The following is a 16,625-nucleotide window of genomic DNA, read 5'->3' as shown; positions in this document are numbered from 1 at the left end:
CGGTCAGGGAATCGCCACGCGGCGGGTCTGGTTGCCGGCCTGGAACACTGCGGTGTTGCCCTCGATCGCCTGCAGGCGCCACGGGCCGACCGCATCCCCGGGCAGCAGCACCTGAAGTTGGGCGGGCGTGAAGTCCCCGATGCTCGGCGCGACGGACACGCTGCGCTGGCCGGCGCGCAGTTCGGCGCCGACGACGCGGAATGGCAGCGGCGGCAGCTCGGTCTTGGAGGCGGCGGACGTGCGCGATGCGCGCCGCTGGGCGGGTGCGGTGGCACGCGCGGCGGCTTGGCGCGCCTTGATCTGCTCGACCTCCGCGCGCAGCGCCTGGAGGTCGTCGGCCGCTGCGTAGCCACTGAGAGATTTCTCGACCTGGGCCGCGCGTGCTTCCAGAATCTGGCGGGTGTCTTTGAGGTCAGCGTCCGTCGCGACGGCCGGGCGCTGCTGGATGGCCTCGATCGTCTCGGCCAAGCCAGTTGCCTGCGCTTCCAGGCGTTGCAGGCGGGAATCCAGCCGCTCCTGGTCGGCCTGGTCGCTGAGGGCCTGGTAGCCCAGGGCCGCCAAGACGCTGAGGAAGATCAACCAGAGCCACATCAGGCTCTGCACCACCACGGCGGCGGTCGATCGCTGGGCAGGTTGCGGGGCGTTCATGGCTGGCCTCCCGAAACCATGGGTGCCAGCGGGAACGTCTGCACCGCCTCGGTGGCGGGTGGCTCGGATGGGGACTCGGCGACCGCGCGATCGCCGGGCCGCTCGAAGCAGATTTGCCGTGCGCGGTCATCCGCGTGCAGTTCCCAGGCCGGGCCAGCCAGCGTGAGCAGCGCATCGCGCAAGGTCATGGGGCCGAGGTGCAGGTGTACCGCCGGCAACGGCAGCGCGTACAGCTCGATCACGGCATGCGCGGTCTGGCACAGGCCATAGCCGCTGCGTTTGAGCACGTGCCGAAGCCCATCCCCGACCGTGGCGCGGGCATCCTCGGGCATGGACACGTCGATGGTCTGCAACAACAGGTCGCGCTGCGCCGCCATGGGTGCCAGTTCGACCAGTGTGTAGCGGGCGTAGCGCACGACCGGGATGTACTCGGAAGCCTCGGGTTCAGGCGCGGCCAAGACTTCCGCGATGGTGTCGGGCGCGACCGGCGCAGTCGTCGTCGCGCAGCCACCGGCCAGCACCGACCACAGCAGGCCGAGAAATCCCGCCAGAAGGCGGCGTTCGGGATAGTGAAACCACGGTGGAGAGGGGCACATAGCTCGGCGTCCTGAAACATCCAGCCCTCACCATCGCCGCTCAGGCCGCGAGCGGCAGCAAACAATGCGAACCAGGCAGCGTCCGATTTACCGGGAGCGGCAAAAAAAACGGCCCCGAAGGGCCGTAAGTGGAACGTGTCATGCGGCGACAAGCTGCCGGGCCAGTGCGACCTCGACGGAATCACCGTCCTGGTTCAGGACATCGAGCCCGGATTCGGGCACGTCGCCCGAGGTGGACTGCGAGACCATGATCTTCTTGGCCATCAGCTCCAGGCAGGTCATCTGCGAGGAACCGGCGTAGCCGAGGTAGATCACACGCACGGGCTGCTTCTGCCCGATGCGCCAGGAGCGGCGTGCCGCCTGCTGGAGCGAGTACACGTTGTAGCCCGACTGCATGAACACGATCGTCGGGAACTCCAACAGGTCCAGCCCCGTCTTGACCAACTCGGGGTTGGTGATGAGCACGTCGATGCCACGGTCCAGTTGCTCGGCGATCCAGTCTTCGCGGCGGCTGGCATCCACGCTCGCGCGCAGCACCGCCACCTTGAAGCCTTCCTGCTCCAGCAACACCTTCAGGCGCGACGTGGTGTCGCGCGTGCCGGTATAGACCGTGTAGGCCAGGACCTTGCGGCCCTGCGCCTTCTCCTCTTTGCAGATGTCGATCAGCTCACGCTCCTTGGGGCTGATCTCGAACTCGTTGAACTGAGCCGGGACAAACGCCAAGGTGTTGCGCGTGCGCGGATGCACCACGGTCTCCGACCGGAAGCAGCAATCCGGCCAGGCCAGCAGCACGTTGAGGACCACACCCAGCAAGGTCGTATCGCGTCGCGCCAGAGCCTGTTTCAGCTCGGCGGTCAGCCGACCCGCCAGATCGCGGTAGGCCGCGGCTTGCGCCGTGTCCATCGCGACTTCACGGAACTCCTCGTCATACGGCGGCAGGACGTTGCCGCCGATGTCCTTGAGCTTGAGGAAGATCGTGAATGGCAGGATGCAGCGCAAGACGCCCTTGGGGCCGAAGCCCGGGGCCTTGACCGTGCGCACCGATACCTTGGTGCCCTTGGCCGTCTTGTGCGCCGTGCCGGTGCTCTCGGAGTAGATGTCCTTCAACACCCCGTGATCGCGCATGAACGCCATCGCAGCCGAGGTCATGCTGCCGCTCGTGGTCGGGCGGTAGCCGTCTTCGATCATCCGCCCCGGAAGGGCTCGGAACAGCAGGTGAAAAAGATCATCACCGTAGCCGCCCATCAGCGTGCCAGTCAGCAGCAAGGTCTTGCGAGCCTTCGCCGCCAGCACGCCCATGGCCTGGCCCTGGGCACTGCCCCCGTTCTTGTACTCATGCGCTTCATCAGCGATGAGCAGGTCGAACGTACCTTGCGGCAAGTACCTCTTGATGAACTCCGAGGGTTGATAACCGCCCTCGCCAAAGCCGAACTCCATGTTGGCCATCGCACGTTCCATGCGCGTGGCTTGACGGTCGGAAAACACCAGCTCGCCGTTGCCATCCATGAGGTTGATGAACTCGTGGATGTTGTCGCCCAGCATCGAGGCCAGGAAGCCGTCACCGAACTTCTGCATCAGCTTCTGCGCAGTGACTTCCCCGATGGTCGGGATGCGCTTCAGGGCTTTGAGGACGGCCGAGGACTGGTCGCTGCCGGACAGGCTGCGCGGGCGGATCAGCGTCCACAGGGGCGCAGCGCAATGGCTGCACTTCCTGCGGTACTCCTCGGCTTCGAGCGCGACCGGGTTGACCGGCTCGCCGTCGAGGTCGGTGATGACCGTGCCGCAGTCCGGGCAGGCCGCCACGTCGCCGTGGCGGGTGCGCCGCTGGGTGAAGACGGGCTTCCAGTGGAAACCCATCCGCATCCTGACGCGCCCCAGGACGAAGAACTCCTGGCCCGTGGGCTGCACGCCCAACTGCTCACGCAGCTTGAGGAGCTTGACGAGCGTATCCGGCCCATTGAGCACCCATACCTTGGCGCCGGCCACCGTCTCCTGGATCTCCCGCCGCCACTTGTAAACCAAGTGCGGTGGCGACAGGACCAGAGTGCGGCGGTAGCCTTCGGCGTTGAGCACGGCGGCCGCGGCGATGCCAACGGTCGTCTTACCACAGCCCATCTCGCCATTGACGATCGCGGCGCGTTCGCCACGGTCGATCAGCAGCTCGGCGGCGGCGTGGACGACTTCGGCCTGGGCCGGGAACAGCTTGCGTTTGAGGCTGGCGACGATGAGCTGCCGGTGCGCCTGCGGTTGGCCGGTATAGACAGGCGGGTTGGCGCTGTTGAGGGCGTCGAGCAGTTCGTCGCCGAACTCGCCGACGAAATCCTGAAGGCTCAGGGTCAGAGGGGATGATTCCGCGTCGAGCAGTTCGCCCTGTACGGGCGCGGCGTCAGCGGCAGTGGTTTCGAGATCGAAGGACATTGTGATGCTCCAATGAAAAATGGGGCATGCACCACCCCCAGCGGGGCAATGGCATGCCCCGTGGTGGGAAGGAAATCGGCGCGCGGCCGAAGGTGGTTGAAGATGCTGGCCTGAGTGGCCTGCGGGTGAACCGTGCTCAGTCTTCGGACGGCAGCACGATGGCAGTGACGCTGCGCCCCGCATCGGTGATGATGCGAATGGCGAGTCCCGGGTGGATCACATAGTGCGATTCCAGCGACGCGCCCGATTGAAGTGCAACGCCGTTGGCGTGCCATTGGCAGACGTTGACGTCACCCCAGTCGCCACGGGTGTGGCGCCTGAAGTACGGAATCGGGTCCAGGCGACCCGCGCGGACAAGGCGATCAATGCCTCGGCTGAAGATGAGCGCCCCGATGGGGAACGCCAGCCTCTGGCAGTAGGTTTCGATGCGATGCGATGCCATGGGCTCCTCCTTGAAAGGCTATTGAGCCACGACACCCCTGGCGGAGTGAAGTGGCTCCGTCAAGTGGATGGGATGACGAGGCGGCGCCTTCAGATCAGGTCGCGCTCTTCGGGAAGCTGGACCACCGTGGTCTGGTGGTCTTCGCTGGTCTTCACGAGCAACACCAGTTCCGGCGTGATCCGGTACTGGGAGATCATCAGGTTGTCCTGTTGGATTGCGACGTCGTTGGCTTGGCGGGTGGCCTCATCGATCTCGCCCCAGTCCCCGCGCACATGGCGCTGGACATAGGCCAAGGGGTCGATCAGGCCTCGCCGAGCCAGCCAATGCACCTTCTCGCTCAACTTCAACGTACTCGGTGCGAACAAGGGTTGCTTGCGCGGCGCAGGCCGCTTGAACGGATTGGGGAACATGGTGTTTCTCCTTCGATGTGGTACAGCAGGACGGCAGCGCGTCCGGTGGATCAGCGAATGGTCAGCACCTCGCCCCTTGTCGGGGAGCCAGGCGTCATGTCCCACGCGCGGATAACGGGCACAAACTTGTCGGTGAGGATGCGTGTCTCGGCGATGGAGCCGTCTTCGCGTTCGGTGAATTCCCGCTGGAGCGTCTTGTCCTTGTGGGTGTCACCTTTGACGACGAGCACGCGCCCCGTCTGGGAGCGCACGACGCCGGAGATCGCGCCCGCGGCCAGAGCCAGGGCGAGATGCCAGTGGGACAAGGCCCGCGCCGGTGGACGCAGCGACTGCTGCGCGGTCCCCAAGTGCGTGTCCAGCGACGGCCAAAGGCCTTGCAGCCGGCCAACCTCGTCGGCGAACTGTTCGGGCTCCATCGTCACGCGGAAGAAATGCTCCGGCTCGGCCGGACTGGCGGGGACGATGTACGGCAGGAACGGCCATTCGCTCGGCAGTTCCTCGGCTTCGACTTCGCCAAGCCCAACCTGCAGCAGCAGATTGCGCACGGCCTTGACGCCATCGGGTGCCAGCTCCCGCTGACGGACCCGGCGGCCGAAGATCACCACCTGCTTGAACTGCGTTTCCACCGCTCGGTAGATACGCAGATCGGTGTAGTGGCGCGTCAACCAGCCGACCAGCTCCGCGTCGAGCACGTAGCCGGGGACGATGAAGACCAGCACGCCGCCGTATTGCAACAGCGACAGCGAACGCTGATAGAACAGCTTTTCGAGGCGGGCACGGCCCTGGCCCTGATAGCCGATGTTGCCGTTGACGTCCTTGGACAGGTCGCCATACGGTGGATTCAGCCACAGTAGTCCGAAGGACTGCTTGGAGATCATCGTGTCCATCAGGTCCGCGTGCAGGCAGTGATCGACCAGGCCGCGGGCATGGCGCGCCCGCTCGGCGTCGAATTCGACGGCGAACGCCTTGGTCTGTTCGCGCCCGAGGGCATGAGAGGCTTCGGCGATTGCCACGCCTTCACCGGCGCAGGGATCGAGGATGCACATCGGCCCGTCGCTGGGCATCAGTGCGTTGAGGGCTCTTTCGAGCGTGGGTTCGTCGGTCGGGTAGTACCCATTTTTGGCGAAATTGCGGGCGAGCCGCGGGAACATGAGAGCCATGGAAGTCTCCTGGTTGGCGGGGATGAATGACGGAAGCACGCCAAGGCGTGCCTCCGAGGGTGGGTCAAGCCGCTACCGCTTCCGGCGTCCAAATCTTGGCCGGATAGGGATAGGCGGTGAGCGCGTCACTGCGGATCAGGGAGCCCAGCGCCAAGCTCAGCGCCGGCACGTCGATGGCGAGCCGATGGCCTTCCAGCGGCCCGAGGGCGAACGGAAGGCGGGCCAGCATCTCGCGGGTTTGCAGCAGTTCCAGCACGGTCTCGCGCCAGTGATCGAGCAGCGGCAACGGGCAGGTGTCCCGCACCAGCATCCACAGGCGGTCAAGCCTGTGGGCGCTGTCGCGTGGCAGCAGTGCCAATGCGCTGGCGTTGGCCTTGTCGGGCTTGACGCAGCGCCGGTCGAACAGCCACACGTTGGACAGCGAGCCGAACAGCGTCCGCCGGTACGCGCGCGTGATGCGCTTTTCCAGGCGATCGACGTTGCCGATGAATACCGGGACGCTGCCGCCCTGGTCGGTGATGACGTGGAACTGGTCCAGTCCCTGCTCGTCGCGCCCGAGGGTCAGGCGAGCGAGGAACTGCTGGACGGCGGTGTCCCGCGCCCAGATGGACAGGAAGATCAGGTTGCCCTGGTCATCGCCGACGCAGGCGTCGGCCATCACGTCCGGGCATTCGTCGATGCGGTACAGCGTGGAAGAAGTGTTTGCGGGCATGGTGGTGTCCTCGGATGAACGGGAACAGCACCGCCCGCTGGGGCAAGTACTGCCCCAGGGGGTGGAAGAAAACCGCTCAGTCCGGCTCGAACTGCCGGGTGTGCGGGTTGAAGTGAAGCGGCTCGTCCGCCGAAGTGATCGGCGTGAAGCCTTCCAGGTAGATGTTGTTGAGGTACTGGTCGCGGTAGGTCAGTGCCTGCCGTGCCTGGTCCTCGGTGAGGCCGTTGTCGATGAAGTACGCCAGCATTTCCTCGTCGGAGGACACTTCGTCGTTGGACAAACTCCCTTCAACGAGTGCCAGCAACGAGGGCGGAAGCGTTGCCAGGATCGGGTCCATGTCGGTTCCTCCTGGCTCAGGCCATCGACGCCGCGGCGGATGCCGCGGATGCCGTGGGTGTGCGCCGCCGGGCGTGGTAGGCGCGAACGCCTGCACGCCAGTCGGCGGACTGCTCCGGTGCGAGGTCCAGATAGGACAGCGGGCACGTGTAGTAGTACGGGTGCATGGACTCGTCCAAGGACTTGTAGCCCCACTGGCCGCCGCTTCGTTCAAGCAGATCGCAGCGGATGTAGCGCAGGGACTGGCCCGGTGCGAGATCACGATGCACGCCTTCGACCTTGGCGGTCACTTCGGCGACGGACCACAGCACGTTGCCGCGCAGGGTGTGAGCGATGACCTTGACGCTGGCGCGCTCGGTCTCTTGCGGTGCGATCAGTTCCGCGATCAGTTCGGACCGCGATTGGTTTGAGAAATACCAGCCCATGAGAGGCCTCCTCGAAAAGTTGAGCTGAAGGCCTCCCCGTGGGGAAGAACCCCCAGCGGGTGATGGAATGCCGCATCTGCGGCGAAGGAACCTATGCGTCGCCCTCAATCCCAGTCGTCATCGTCTCGATCACAACCGGCCGGGCAGTAGCCGAACTCGATCCCGTGCGAGCAATAGCCATGCTCCGCATTCCAGTCCTGGGTTTCCTGCCGTTCGGCAGGTGTTGCGTAGTCCCATTCCTGGGCCGCGATTTCGAGAGCCTGAGCACGTTGCTCATCCGGCAAACGATTGGCCTGTGCGTCGATCGCCGAACTGAAGAGCGTCACGTAGTGGTCGTAGGACAAGCCGCAACCGCGCTGGGCGTGTGCGGCGGCCGCTTTGCAAAGGTCCCGCCACGCGGGTTCATCCAGCGTTGAACGCGGGGTATCGCAAGCGATGGTGGACATGATGGAGACCTCCAGAAAATGGCCAGGGCCTCCCCCGCATGGGAAAGGAACCCCGGCGGGTGGATGAAGAACACCGCGCATGCGGCGTCTGCGATCACGCAGGTTTTGGTTCGGCCTGGCGGCTCCACTCCTGCGTCTTGAAGTCCAGCGCGTAGCCCAGCTCGCCCAGGCGGGCGATCTGCGCGCGCAGGGTGCGGCGGTCGATGGTCGAATCCAGTTTCACGGACTCGCCCAGCGGCCACAGCAGGCCGAAGAGCGCGGCGTCACCGTCTTCGGTGCTGCCGGGGGCAGCGGCCGTAGCAGGCGGTGGCGCATCCACGCCGAAGGGCGTGGTATCGACCAGCGGGTCCGCGGACGCCTGCACGGGTGCGGGCTTGGCGGGCCTGGACGCTTTGGTGGGCTTGGCCGGCGTTGCCGCAGGCTGCGCCCCTTGCTCTTCATCGAGCGGATCGACGTCCTGGGTGGCGAAGCTGCGGGCTTCGTCGCGGCTGAGTTTGTCGATGCCGTTGAGCGTCATGCCGTCGAGGCTGGCACGGATCTCGAACCGCATGCCGCCGCCGACCGGATAGGACTTCGGGAAGATGTACCTGATGATGAATTCCCCGTCGTACTTGCCTTCGGGGTACTGCTCCAGCTCCGGGTCTTTGACCTCGAAAGTACCGAGGTGCGTCGCGAGGCGGCCAACCGTGAACGGGCCGTTCTTGCCGCGGATGGTACGCAGCGTGAGCTGGCCGGGGACGACGATGGGCGCAACAGATTTCTCGGAAGCCGATGGGGTTGCCATGATGGTTCTCCTGATGATGAATGACGGGCCGCCGACGGCACCCGGTGGATGAGAGGAAATGGCCTCGCCCGAGGTGGGCGAGGTCCGCGTGGCATCACGCCTTGAGCTGGCGCATGCCTTCGGCCAGCAGCCACAACGCCCGGTTCAGGCGCAGGTTCTGGTCGATGCCTTGCACCGGACGGGTGCGCTGATTGCGGCCGTTGGCCGTGCGTCCGTTCAGGCCCCCTTTGACTAGGTTCTCCTGGACGCGGTTGAAGACGGCCCACAGGTCGTTCTTGCGGTCGTCCCATCGCCGAGGGGCCAGCAGTTGGCTCTCGGTGACAGGCGTGGACTTGGCCGGATCGTCGTACTTGAGTGCGAGCGCAGAGTTCGCAAAGACCTCCGCTTCGCCCTCATCGAGGGTGATGGTGCGCATCGCATCGCGCGCGTTATGCACGCGCTCGAAACCTTCGAGGACTCCGTAGGCACCTTCGATCACCTGGCTGGCCACGTCGCCCTTGTGGGGAACGCGGATGTCTGCGGTGGTGTCACCGCAAACCAGGCCGTTGTGGCAGACGAACCGGAACATGCCGGCGAGCATCTGATAGCTGCTCGTGCCGTCATGGCTGTTGAGCAGGATGATCTCGTTCGCCTCGTCGCCGTTGATCTGGCTTGCATGGCGAAGTCGGATGAGGTGCTTCGTGTACTCGCGCCGGTCTTCGTTGCGCACGCGCGTCTGACACACCATGAAGGGCTCGAAGCCCTCCTGGCGCAGCTTGGTCAGCACGGTCGAGGTCGGTATGTAGGCATACCGATCGGACCGGCTCCCATGTGGAGCGTCGGCGAAGATCGACGGAACGACGGCACGAATGCGGTCGTCCGAGAGTGGGCGATCAGAGCGCAGGATCGGGGATTGCGGAGCAAAGCGGGATACCAGAGACATGGCTGATCTCCTTTGAGAAATTCGACAACCGCGTGGCCGTGAGACCACGCGGAACTCGGGGGATGAAATGCGCAAGCACGCGTCCTGGGGACGCGGCGTACGTGGGGAGGAAAAGCGACAAGGCCCCGTGAGAGGCCGTGCCGGATCAGAACGAAGCAGCCAATGCCGGCTCCTGCTCCTGGACTTGCGCCTCGGGCTCGCGCTCGGCGGGCTCGGTGGCCGTGTCGATGGCATCGTCGGCTTCGGACGCGGATGCGTCTTCGGCCGGCGGCGCCTCGGCTTGCGCCTGGCTCGTCGGATAGACCTGGGTGCCGTCGATCTTGATGAGACCGATGTGGACCAGCGTCGATTCCAGGCTGGCGGCCGGTTCCCCGGCGTGCTCACCCTTGGTGCGGATGTACGGATCGATCTTCATGTCGTTCAGACGGAAGGCGATCAGCACCTTGCGGTCACCCTCGACGGCCTGAACGCACCGGCGAACCAGGTGCTCGGCTTCCGGGGTGGCGACGATGGTGTCGAAGTACCGATACTCCGGTTCATCGACAGGCCCGGCCAGTGCCGCGACGGTGCAAGAGAGGAACGAGTCGCCAGCTTTTGGGGTGACGTCCTTCACACGATTGAGATAGCCGATGCCGCGGGTGATCAACTCGTGCTGCTCGATCGAAGCCAGTTCGGCCCGGTCGATCAGTTCGGCCTTGAGCAGTCGCGCCTTGAGGGACGCGGCGGCCTGACCCTTCTGCTCACCCTTGTCGCGGATGTACACATCGCCCCACAGGTCACCGAGGCGAAAGCGCACCAGCGGGCGCTGCTTGGGATCGTCAACGCCGATGTAGCGCTGAACGAGCTTCTTGGCCTCGGCACCCGAGACCTTGACGTCGAAGTAGCGGTAGCTGGGGTCCCGGGCGGGGCCGACCAGCGCGGCGATGGTGCATGCCAGGAAAGGCTGCGCACGGCGGCCGCCCCGGACGGGCACTTCACGGACACGCTGGATGTAGCCGATGCCCGAGGTGTGGAGGTCGAAATACGATTTCTCGTTGGACGTGGTGTTCATGGTGAATCTCCATTGGGATGAAGCGGAGACACACCGGCCCACGCATGCGGGGAAGGTGCGTGACCCCGCGGTGGGTTGATAAGGCGAAAGCATCCGCCACCAGAGGCTGGTGGCCGCTCGCGGAAGGATGCGGTGCGAGCTGGCTCGGTCACGCAGTGGGAACTGCGCCGCAACCTCGAAGACCGATGGTTGCCTGGCATGTCGCTGACGACGTCAGCAGGCATGGGGCCAGCATGGCGGGGCCTCGCGCGCGCGGCAGCAATCAATCGGCACCCGGGCGCTTCCCTTTGTCCGCGCCACCCGGCGCCTGTCACAGGCACTTGGCGCCGCGCAGGTGCTCGGGGGTATCGGCGCGCGGACGGCCGGGACGGCTCCAGGCGCCGCCACCGCGCGCGCCGATCAGCCGCCAGCCGGCGGCGCGCAGGCTGGCGCCACCTTCGTCGGGCATGGTGTAGGTGAGCAGGCGTATGTAGCCCAGCGCCCTTGCCGCCTGCCAGGCCGCGCCGTAGAGCTTGCTGCAGGCGCTGGGTGTGCCGTCGGTGCACAGCCGCGTGACTTCCAGCGTCCAGGTGCCGCGCGACCGGGCGGCCGACAATGGCCACGCCGTGGATCAGGTCGCTGTCGCTCAGCGTGACGGCCAGGGCGAACTTCGCGCCCTGGACCGGGCGGTGGTGGCGATGGTGCGACAGAACGAATGCATTGGCCGTGCGCAGCGACACCGGTAGGAGGTGCAGCCTCGGCGAGGTCGATGGCGTGTTCATGCGGTTGTCTCCGGTGGCATGCCGGCGTTGTGGCCGGCGGGGCGTGCCTCGGCGGCTGGAGACAAACGCGCACGCGCGGCGATGGCGGCGGTGCGAACAAAAGAAGGCCCCCGATGCGGGGGCTGCGAGGCGGTTGCCGCGTCAGGCGGGAGGCACCACTGCTAAGGACAGGTGCGTGGCGGTGGCGGAAAGCACGAGATCGTCCGCCGAGTGCTGGAGGCGCGTGAACAGGCCGTCCTTCGGGTCGAAATACTCCGCGAAGTCATCGCCGCCCAGCTCGCGGCCGGCGAGGTGCCACCAGTCATCGAACGGGTCGGTGTCCGGGTTGCATCCGACGGCGTAGGCGAGCAGTGCCTGGCGCCCATCCGGGCGACGCTCCCCACGCTCGGCGAGGAAGTACACGCCCTGATCCTTGACCAGGACAATGCGGCACTGATTGGGGACGTCTCAGAAAACGGAAAAAATCGTACGCTAAGCCGGTTGCAGCGGTCGTAGCGGCCTGAACTTGCCCGCGCCGATCTTGGCGCTGCTGCGCCAGAGGTAATCGCCGGTCAGGTTGATGTGCTCCCAGCCCAGCGGCGACAGGTACTGCAACAGGGCGTCATCGACAGTCTGGCCGTGACCGCGTAAGGCGTTTGAGGCCCGTTCCAGATAGACCGTGTTCCACAACACTATGGCCGCCGTCACCAGGTTGAGGCCGCTGGCCCGGTAGCGCTGCTGCTCGAAACTGCGGTCGCGGATTTCGCCCAGCCGGTTGAAGAACACGGCGCGGGCTAGCGCGTTGCGGGCTTCGCCCTTGTTCAGTCCGGCATGCACGCGGCGGCGCAGCTCGACGCTTTGCAGCCAGTCCAGGATGAACAGCGTTCGCTCGATGCGGCCCAGCTCGCGCAGCGCCACGGCCAGGCCGTTCTGGCGCGGGTAGCTGCCGAGTTTCCTGAGCATCAGCGAGGCCGTCACCGTGCCCTGCTTGATCGAGGTGGCCAGCCGCACCTTGGCGTTGATCGCCTTGCCGGACGCCTGGAACTGCTGCTGATGCTTGTGCTTGGCAGCGTTGAACAGCTTGCCCAGGATGCGGTCGTGCAGGTCGATGATTTCGTCGGTGACGGTGGCCATGCCCTCGATGGCGAGCGCACCAGGGTCGCGTAGCGGCGCTGTGCCTCGAACTTGGCCAGATCGGCGGGCGTCATCTGGCCGCCTTCGCGGGCGATCTTGAGCAGGCGGTTCTGGTGCACCGACCGCTCGATGCCGGAAGGCAGGTCGAGCGCCTGCCAGGCTTTGAGGCGCTCGATGTGTTCGAGTATGTGGCGCGAGTTCGGCTTGACGGGCGACTGGCGCAGCCAGGCCAGCCAGGTCGTCTTGCCGTTGTCGTGGCGCTTGAGCAGATCGTCGAGGCGGTGCCGGTGGGTGGCCGACAGGGGATCGGACAAGGCCGCGTAGATGCGGCGGTTGGCGCGGCTGTAGGCGTTCATCGAACACCTCCCTTTTCCTCATCCGGCGCAACAGGACAGTTGCTTCACGTCCTTGTTGAAGGTCTGCGCCGCGAGCTTCAGTCCCTCGACCATGGTCAGGTAGGGGAACAACTGGTCGGCCAGCTCCTGCACGGTCATCCGGTGGCGGATCGCCAGCGCGGCCGTCTGGATCAGTTCGCCCGCTTCCGGCGCGACCGCCTGTACGCCGATCAGCCGCCCTGAGCCAGCTTCCGCCACCAGCTTGATGAAGCCGCGCGTGTCGAAGTTGGCGAGCGCCCTCGGCACGTTGTCGAGCGTCAGCAGCCGGCTGTCGGTCTCGATGCCGTCGTGGTGCGCTTCCGCCTCGCTGTAGCCCACGGTCGCCACCTGCGGATCGGTGAACACCACCGCCGGCATCGCCGTCAGGTCCAGCGCCGCGTCGCCGCCGGTCATGTTGATCGCGGCGCGCGTGCCGGCCGCCGCCGCCACATAGACGAACTGCGGCTGGTCGGTGCAGTCGCCGGCAGCAAAGATGTGCGGTGCGCTCGTGCGCATGGCGCGGTCGATGACGATGGCTCCCTGCGCATTGACTTCGACGCCTGCCGCTTCAAGGTTCAGGCTGCGCGTGTTCGGCGCGCGACCGGTGGCGACCAGCAGCTTGTCGGCGCGCACTTCCCCCTGCCCGGTGGTGAGCACGAATTCCCCGCCCGCATAGGCAACGTGGCTCGCCTGGGTGTGGTCCAGCACCTCGATGCCCTCGGCGCGGAAGGCGTCTGTTACGGCTTCCCCGATGGCCGGGTCTTCTCGGAAGAACAGCGTGCTGCGCGCCAGGATCGTGACCTGGCTGCCCAGCCGGGCGAAGGCTTGCGCCAACTCGACCGCCACCACGGAGGAACCAATCACGGCCAGCCGCTCGGGGAGCGAGCTGCTTTCCAGCGCCTCGGTGGAGGTCCAGTGGGGTGTGTCCGCAAGGCCCGGGATTGGCGGAAGCGCCGGGCTCGCGCCGGTGGCAATCAGGCAGCGGTCGAAGTTCACCTCGTGCGTGCCGCCGTCAGCGGTCGCCACGGTCAGCGTGCGCGTGTCCCTGAACCGGGCCTCGCCGCGCAGCACGGTGATGGCCGGAGTGCTTGCCAGGATGCCTTCGTACTTGGCATGGCGCAGCTCCTCGACGCGGCCTTGTTGCTGGGCCAGCAGCCGCTCGCGCAGTACAGCGGGCGCTGCGGCCGGCAGGCCAGCATCGAACGGGCTTTCGCGGCGCAGGTGGACGATGTGCGCGGCGCGGATCATGATCTTGGACGGCACGCAGCCGACATTGACGCAGGTGCCGCCGATGGTGCCGCGCTCGATCAGCGTGACGCGGGCGCCTTGCTCCACGGCCTTCAAGGCAGCCGCCATCGCCGCGCCGCCGCTGCCTATCACAGCCACGTGCAGCGCTTGTTCACCGCCAACATGCTTCGTTTCGCCACCGAGCCAGCCCAGCGCCTTGTCTAGCAGGCCGGCAGGCTTGTTCGGCGTGTCGGTAAGCCGTGCGCGATAGCCGAGCGTGGCCACTGCGGCAACCAGCGGGGCCACGCTCACGCCTGCATCCGCCTCGATTTCGGCCTGCCGCTGCGGATAGGACACCGAGGCCGCGCGCACGCCGGGCACGTTCGTCAAAGCCTGCTGGACGTGCTCGGCGCACGACGTGCAGGTCATGCCTTCGATGTGGAGGGTGATCGCCTCGGCCATGATTACGCCCTCACTGCTTGACGCTGGACGGGTAACCCGCGTTTGCGGTGGCCTTGGTCAAGGCGTCGGCATTGGTCTTGGCCTCGTCGAAGGTGACGACGGCCTCCCGCTTCTCGAAGCTGACTTCGGCCTTCTCGACGCCGGCGACCTTGGACAGAGCCGTCTTGACCGTGATCGGGCACGCGGCGCAGGTCATGCCGGGCACCGACAGGGTGACGGTCTTGGTGGCAGCCCAGGCGGGCGCGCTTAGAGCGGCGGCCAGGGCGATGAGGGTGGTGAGGGTGGTGAGTTTCTTCATGGTGATCTCCTTTCAGTAGAACAGCGGCAGGACGTAGGGAAACGCGAGGGCAACCAGAACCAGGGCGGCCACGATCCAGAAGATCACCTTGTAGGCAGTCCGCACTTGGGGCACGGCGCAAACGTCGCCGGGCTTGCAGGCATGGGCTGGTCGGAAGATGCTGCGCCAGGCGAAGAACAGCGCGATGAGCGCTGCGCCGATGAAGATCGGCCGATACGGCTCCAGCACGGTCAGGTTGCCGATCCACGCGCCAGAGAAGCCGAGCGCGACCAGGACAAGGGGGCCGAGGCAGCAGGCCGAGGCGAGGACGGCCGCGACGCCGCCGGTCGCCAGTGCGCCGCAGCCGTTCTTGGGTTCCGACATAAGGTTCTCCTTCCGGGACTTCGCTTGATGCTGTAACGTTACTTCCGTAGTCAACTACGGAGTCAAGCGCCATGGAGAACGCTCAAGAGAATCTGACCATCGGGGCCTTCGCCAAGGCAGCCCGGGTCAACGTGGAGACGATCCGCTTCTATCAGCTCAAGGGCTTGCTACCCCAGCCGGAGCGGCCCTACGGTCGCATCCGCCGCTACGGGCAGGCGGACGTGGCGCGGGTGAAGTTCGTGAAGTCAGCCCAGCGCCTGGGATTCAGCCTGGATGAAGTCGGCCAGCTCCTGAAACTGGAGGACGGCACCCATTGCAGCGAGGCGGCCGAACTGGCTGCTCACCGGCTGGCCGATGTGCGCGCACGCATGGCGGACCTCACGCGGATGGAAGAGGCCCTGTCGACGCTAGTGAGAGAGTGCAACGCGCACCATGGCAATGTTTCCTGCCCGTTGATCGCAGCTTTGCATTGCTGCTAAAGGGCCCACTTCGGCTCTTAGCGTACGATTTTTTTCCGTTTTCTGAGACGACCCCTGATTGGCGATGGCTTCGGTCAGCACGGGGCGCAGGTCAGCGCCTTTGAATCGCAGTGACATGGATGAAATCTCCTGTGTGGAAGAATGAGAAAGGCCTCCATCCGATGGGATGAAGGGCCTGTAGTGCACGCGGCCGGAACGGCTGGAACGCCGTGGCGGATGCCTCGGGTCAGCCGCAGGACCGCCCGGTTTCGCTGCGGGGCGTCATGCCGGGACGGCCTGGCGCTTGCGGGCCGCTTTCGCGTCGAGGATGCTCACGTCGATCTGGCGCCAGCGCCCGTCGTCGATGAGCCTCTCCAGCACTTCGCCGAGCATGTCGAAATACACCTCGTCGTGCCGATCGACCAGTTCGACCGATTCACCGTTCTGACGGTGCAGTTCCACCACGTAGGTGTCTCCGCCGCGGTCGTAGAGGATCGTCACCCGGCCCTCGAACTTCGCGGTCGAGACCGTGAAGCTGATCGCCGGCGGGGTCTCGATGATCTTGGAGGGCGTGGGATCGACCCAGGTGAAGTCGCGGGCACCGGCATCCACCAGCATGTGGGTGATGCGCCGGAAGCGATCGGGGGCCGGCATCTCCTCCAACTGCTCGATGAGCTGGCCCAACTCCATGCACTGCGGCGTGGGAATGGGCAGCTTGGCCGGCGCCGAGCCGAGGATGTGCCTCGTGATGGTGTACGGCGTGCCGTCCGAAGTCTCCTCGGTGATGACCTCCGGCGTGTCCGCGCGCAGTCCGTCGAAGCGACGACGGGCATAGGGTTGGACATGCACCTTGGCGCCTTCGGCAGGAACCGTGGTCACCAGGCTGGGATCGAGCACCGCGAACTCGGAAGGCTTGAGCTTGACGACGATGGCATCGTCGGTCGCGGCGACCACCTTGCCGTCGAAGGGTTGGGGGTCGATGGCGAAGCCCAGCGTTGAGGACAGCGGCTGATCATCGAACACGCGGTACTTGAACGACCGCACGTTGCGGGGCACATGGCCTGCGACCAGCGAAGGCATCATGGATTTGATGAGGGAACGATCCATGGGGAAACTCCTTGAGGAAAAACAAGGGATTCCCCGCCCGCAAGGGAGAGGTCCCTTGTGGGTGGCGTGGATGGACGCGGTAGGTCCGTAGGAAGAAACGACCAGCACGGTT

The 16,625-nt window shown here is 65.9% G+C and carries 19 protein-coding genes and 3 pseudogenes; 1 reads left to right on the top strand and 21 read right to left on the bottom strand.

The window, feature by feature from the left end:
• Positions 1-3: 3 nt before the first annotated feature.
• The 20 genes and pseudogenes from A7W11_RS12845 to merT all read right to left on the bottom strand — a co-directional run bounded on the left by A7W11_RS12845 (position 4) and on the right by merT (position 14,948).
• On the bottom strand, positions 4-648 hold the full coding sequence (locus A7W11_RS12845; RefSeq protein ID WP_003098888.1) for a hypothetical protein: 645 nt from the start codon (positions 646-648) through the stop codon (positions 4-6).
• Complete coding sequence (pilL2, locus tag A7W11_RS12840; RefSeq protein WP_003098890.1) at positions 645-1,244, bottom strand: PFGI-1 class ICE element type IV pilus protein PilL2; 600 nt, start codon at positions 1,242-1,244, stop codon at positions 645-647. Before pilL2 ends, A7W11_RS12845 begins: the two co-directional genes overlap by 4 nt.
• 138 nt (positions 1,245-1,382) lie before the next feature.
• Entirely contained in the window at positions 1,383-3,662 is a 2,280-nt protein-coding gene (locus A7W11_RS12835) for a helicase-related protein (protein WP_003098893.1), read from the bottom strand.
• 136 nt (positions 3,663-3,798) lie between these two features.
• The gene (locus tag A7W11_RS12830; RefSeq protein WP_003098895.1) at positions 3,799-4,104 is read right to left on the bottom strand and encodes a hypothetical protein; all 306 of its coding nucleotides are present in this window, start codon (positions 4,102-4,104) and stop codon (positions 3,799-3,801) included.
• Between the two features lie 89 nt (positions 4,105-4,193).
• A complete protein-coding gene (locus A7W11_RS12825) occupies positions 4,194-4,514 on the bottom strand; it encodes a hypothetical protein (protein WP_003098896.1) in 321 nt (106 codons plus the stop codon).
• A gap of 50 nt (positions 4,515-4,564) precedes the next feature.
• Positions 4,565-5,698 (bottom strand): DUF6094 domain-containing protein, encoded by a 1,134-nt coding sequence (locus A7W11_RS12820; RefSeq protein ID WP_254917107.1) that lies wholly within the window; start codon positions 5,696-5,698, stop codon positions 4,565-4,567.
• Positions 5,699-5,738: 40 nt separating this feature from the next.
• Positions 5,739-6,386 (bottom strand): hypothetical protein, encoded by a 648-nt coding sequence (locus tag A7W11_RS12815; RefSeq protein WP_066412671.1) that lies wholly within the window; start codon positions 6,384-6,386, stop codon positions 5,739-5,741.
• A 76-nt stretch (positions 6,387-6,462) separates the two neighbouring features.
• Positions 6,463-6,723 (bottom strand): hypothetical protein, encoded by a 261-nt coding sequence (locus tag A7W11_RS12810; protein WP_003090124.1) that lies wholly within the window; start codon positions 6,721-6,723, stop codon positions 6,463-6,465.
• Between the two features lie 16 nt (positions 6,724-6,739).
• Positions 6,740-7,147: a hypothetical protein gene (locus A7W11_RS12805; RefSeq protein WP_003116821.1), complete on the bottom strand. Its 408-nt coding sequence runs from the start codon at positions 7,145-7,147 to the stop codon at positions 6,740-6,742.
• A gap of 104 nt (positions 7,148-7,251) precedes the next feature.
• On the bottom strand, positions 7,252-7,593 hold the full coding sequence (locus tag A7W11_RS12800; protein WP_003116822.1) for a hypothetical protein: 342 nt from the start codon (positions 7,591-7,593) through the stop codon (positions 7,252-7,254).
• Positions 7,594-7,687: 94 nt separating this feature from the next.
• A complete protein-coding gene (locus A7W11_RS12795; RefSeq protein WP_003116823.1) occupies positions 7,688-8,377 on the bottom strand; it encodes a DUF3275 family protein in 690 nt (229 codons plus the stop codon).
• Positions 8,378-8,471: 94 nt separating this feature from the next.
• Positions 8,472-9,299 carry a DUF932 domain-containing protein gene (locus A7W11_RS12790; protein WP_003116824.1) on the bottom strand — a complete coding sequence of 276 codons (828 nt, stop codon included), beginning with the start codon at positions 9,297-9,299 and terminating at the stop codon, positions 8,472-8,474.
• A gap of 145 nt (positions 9,300-9,444) precedes the next feature.
• On the bottom strand, positions 9,445-10,350 hold the full coding sequence (locus A7W11_RS12785) for a DUF3577 domain-containing protein (RefSeq protein ID WP_003116825.1): 906 nt from the start codon (positions 10,348-10,350) through the stop codon (positions 9,445-9,447).
• Positions 10,351-10,660: 310 nt separating this feature from the next.
• Positions 10,661-11,111: pseudogene (locus A7W11_RS28760) on the bottom strand (XF1762 family protein).
• Between the two features lie 141 nt (positions 11,112-11,252).
• Positions 11,253-11,549: pseudogene (locus A7W11_RS12775) on the bottom strand (DUF3085 domain-containing protein); the annotation flags it as partial.
• Positions 11,550-11,582: 33 nt separating this feature from the next.
• Positions 11,583-12,101, bottom strand: a pseudogene (locus A7W11_RS29130) (Tn3 family transposase); the annotation flags it as partial.
• A complete protein-coding gene (locus A7W11_RS29125; RefSeq protein WP_003098931.1) occupies positions 12,065-12,580 on the bottom strand; it encodes a Tn3 family transposase in 516 nt (171 codons plus the stop codon). The pseudogene A7W11_RS29130 and the gene A7W11_RS29125, both read right to left, overlap by 37 nt.
• An 18-nt stretch (positions 12,581-12,598) precedes the next feature.
• The gene (gene merA, locus A7W11_RS12760; protein WP_003098932.1) at positions 12,599-14,287 is read right to left on the bottom strand and encodes a mercury(II) reductase; all 1,689 of its coding nucleotides are present in this window, start codon (positions 14,285-14,287) and stop codon (positions 12,599-12,601) included.
• Positions 14,288-14,297: 10 nt separating this feature from the next.
• Positions 14,298-14,585, bottom strand: a complete 288-nt coding sequence (merP, locus tag A7W11_RS12755; RefSeq protein WP_003116826.1) for a mercury resistance system periplasmic binding protein MerP — start codon at positions 14,583-14,585, stop codon at positions 14,298-14,300.
• 12 nt (positions 14,586-14,597) lie between these two features.
• Positions 14,598-14,948, bottom strand: a complete 351-nt coding sequence (gene merT / locus A7W11_RS12750; RefSeq protein ID WP_003116827.1) for a mercuric ion transporter MerT — start codon at positions 14,946-14,948, stop codon at positions 14,598-14,600.
• 71 nt (positions 14,949-15,019) lie between these two features.
• Here merT and merR point away from each other — a divergent pair, with 71 nt between their 5' ends.
• Positions 15,020-15,427, top strand: a complete 408-nt coding sequence (merR, locus tag A7W11_RS12745; protein ID WP_003098939.1) for an Hg(II)-responsive transcriptional regulator — start codon at positions 15,020-15,022, stop codon at positions 15,425-15,427.
• A 261-nt stretch (positions 15,428-15,688) separates the two neighbouring features.
• On the opposite strand, the gene A7W11_RS12740 is transcribed toward merR, so the two are convergent.
• On the bottom strand, positions 15,689-16,513 hold the full coding sequence (locus A7W11_RS12740; protein ID WP_003098941.1) for a hypothetical protein: 825 nt from the start codon (positions 16,511-16,513) through the stop codon (positions 15,689-15,691).
• Between the last annotated feature and the right edge of the window lie 112 nt (positions 16,514-16,625).

The sequence above is a fragment of the Bordetella ansorpii genome (genome assembly GCF_900078315.1).
Taxonomy (GTDB): Bacteria; Pseudomonadota; Gammaproteobacteria; order Burkholderiales; family Burkholderiaceae_B; genus Bordetella; species Bordetella ansorpii.
Note: the sequence above shows the minus strand (reverse complement) of the source record. Positions and strands in the feature narration are given on the sequence as shown.

Bases quoted from the DNA above. Each gene is read 5' to 3' on its own strand.
- A7W11_RS12845 (WP_003098888.1), bottom strand. From the start codon at position 648: ATGAACGCCCCGCAACCTGCCCAGCGATCGACCGCCGCCGTGGTGGTG.
- pilL2 (WP_003098890.1), bottom strand. From the start codon at position 1,244: ATGTGCCCCTCTCCACCGTGGTTTCACTATCCCGAACGCCGCCTTCTG.
- A7W11_RS12835 (WP_003098893.1), bottom strand. From the start codon at position 3,662: ATGTCCTTCGATCTCGAAACCACTGCCGCTGACGCCGCGCCCGTACAG.
- A7W11_RS12830 (WP_003098895.1), bottom strand. From the start codon at position 4,104: ATGGCATCGCATCGCATCGAAACCTACTGCCAGAGGCTGGCGTTCCCC.
- A7W11_RS12825 (WP_003098896.1), bottom strand. From the start codon at position 4,514: ATGTTCCCCAATCCGTTCAAGCGGCCTGCGCCGCGCAAGCAACCCTTG.
- A7W11_RS12815 (WP_066412671.1), bottom strand. From the start codon at position 6,386: ATGCCCGCAAACACTTCTTCCACGCTGTACCGCATCGACGAATGCCCG.
- A7W11_RS12810 (WP_003090124.1), bottom strand. From the start codon at position 6,723: ATGGACCCGATCCTGGCAACGCTTCCGCCCTCGTTGCTGGCACTCGTT.
- A7W11_RS12805 (WP_003116821.1), bottom strand. From the start codon at position 7,147: ATGGGCTGGTATTTCTCAAACCAATCGCGGTCCGAACTGATCGCGGAA.
- A7W11_RS12800 (WP_003116822.1), bottom strand. From the start codon at position 7,593: ATGTCCACCATCGCTTGCGATACCCCGCGTTCAACGCTGGATGAACCC.
- A7W11_RS12795 (WP_003116823.1), bottom strand. From the start codon at position 8,377: ATGGCAACCCCATCGGCTTCCGAGAAATCTGTTGCGCCCATCGTCGTC.
- A7W11_RS12790 (WP_003116824.1), bottom strand. From the start codon at position 9,299: ATGTCTCTGGTATCCCGCTTTGCTCCGCAATCCCCGATCCTGCGCTCT.
- A7W11_RS12785 (WP_003116825.1), bottom strand. From the start codon at position 10,350: ATGAACACCACGTCCAACGAGAAATCGTATTTCGACCTCCACACCTCG.
- A7W11_RS29125 (WP_003098931.1), bottom strand. From the start codon at position 12,580: ATGAACGCCTACAGCCGCGCCAACCGCCGCATCTACGCGGCCTTGTCC.
- merA (WP_003098932.1), bottom strand. From the start codon at position 14,287: ATGGCCGAGGCGATCACCCTCCACATCGAAGGCATGACCTGCACGTCG.
- merP (WP_003116826.1), bottom strand. From the start codon at position 14,585: ATGAAGAAACTCACCACCCTCACCACCCTCATCGCCCTGGCCGCCGCT.
- merT (WP_003116827.1), bottom strand. From the start codon at position 14,948: ATGTCGGAACCCAAGAACGGCTGCGGCGCACTGGCGACCGGCGGCGTC.
- merR (WP_003098939.1), top strand. From the start codon at position 15,020: ATGGAGAACGCTCAAGAGAATCTGACCATCGGGGCCTTCGCCAAGGCA.
- A7W11_RS12740 (WP_003098941.1), bottom strand. From the start codon at position 16,513: ATGGATCGTTCCCTCATCAAATCCATGATGCCTTCGCTGGTCGCAGGC.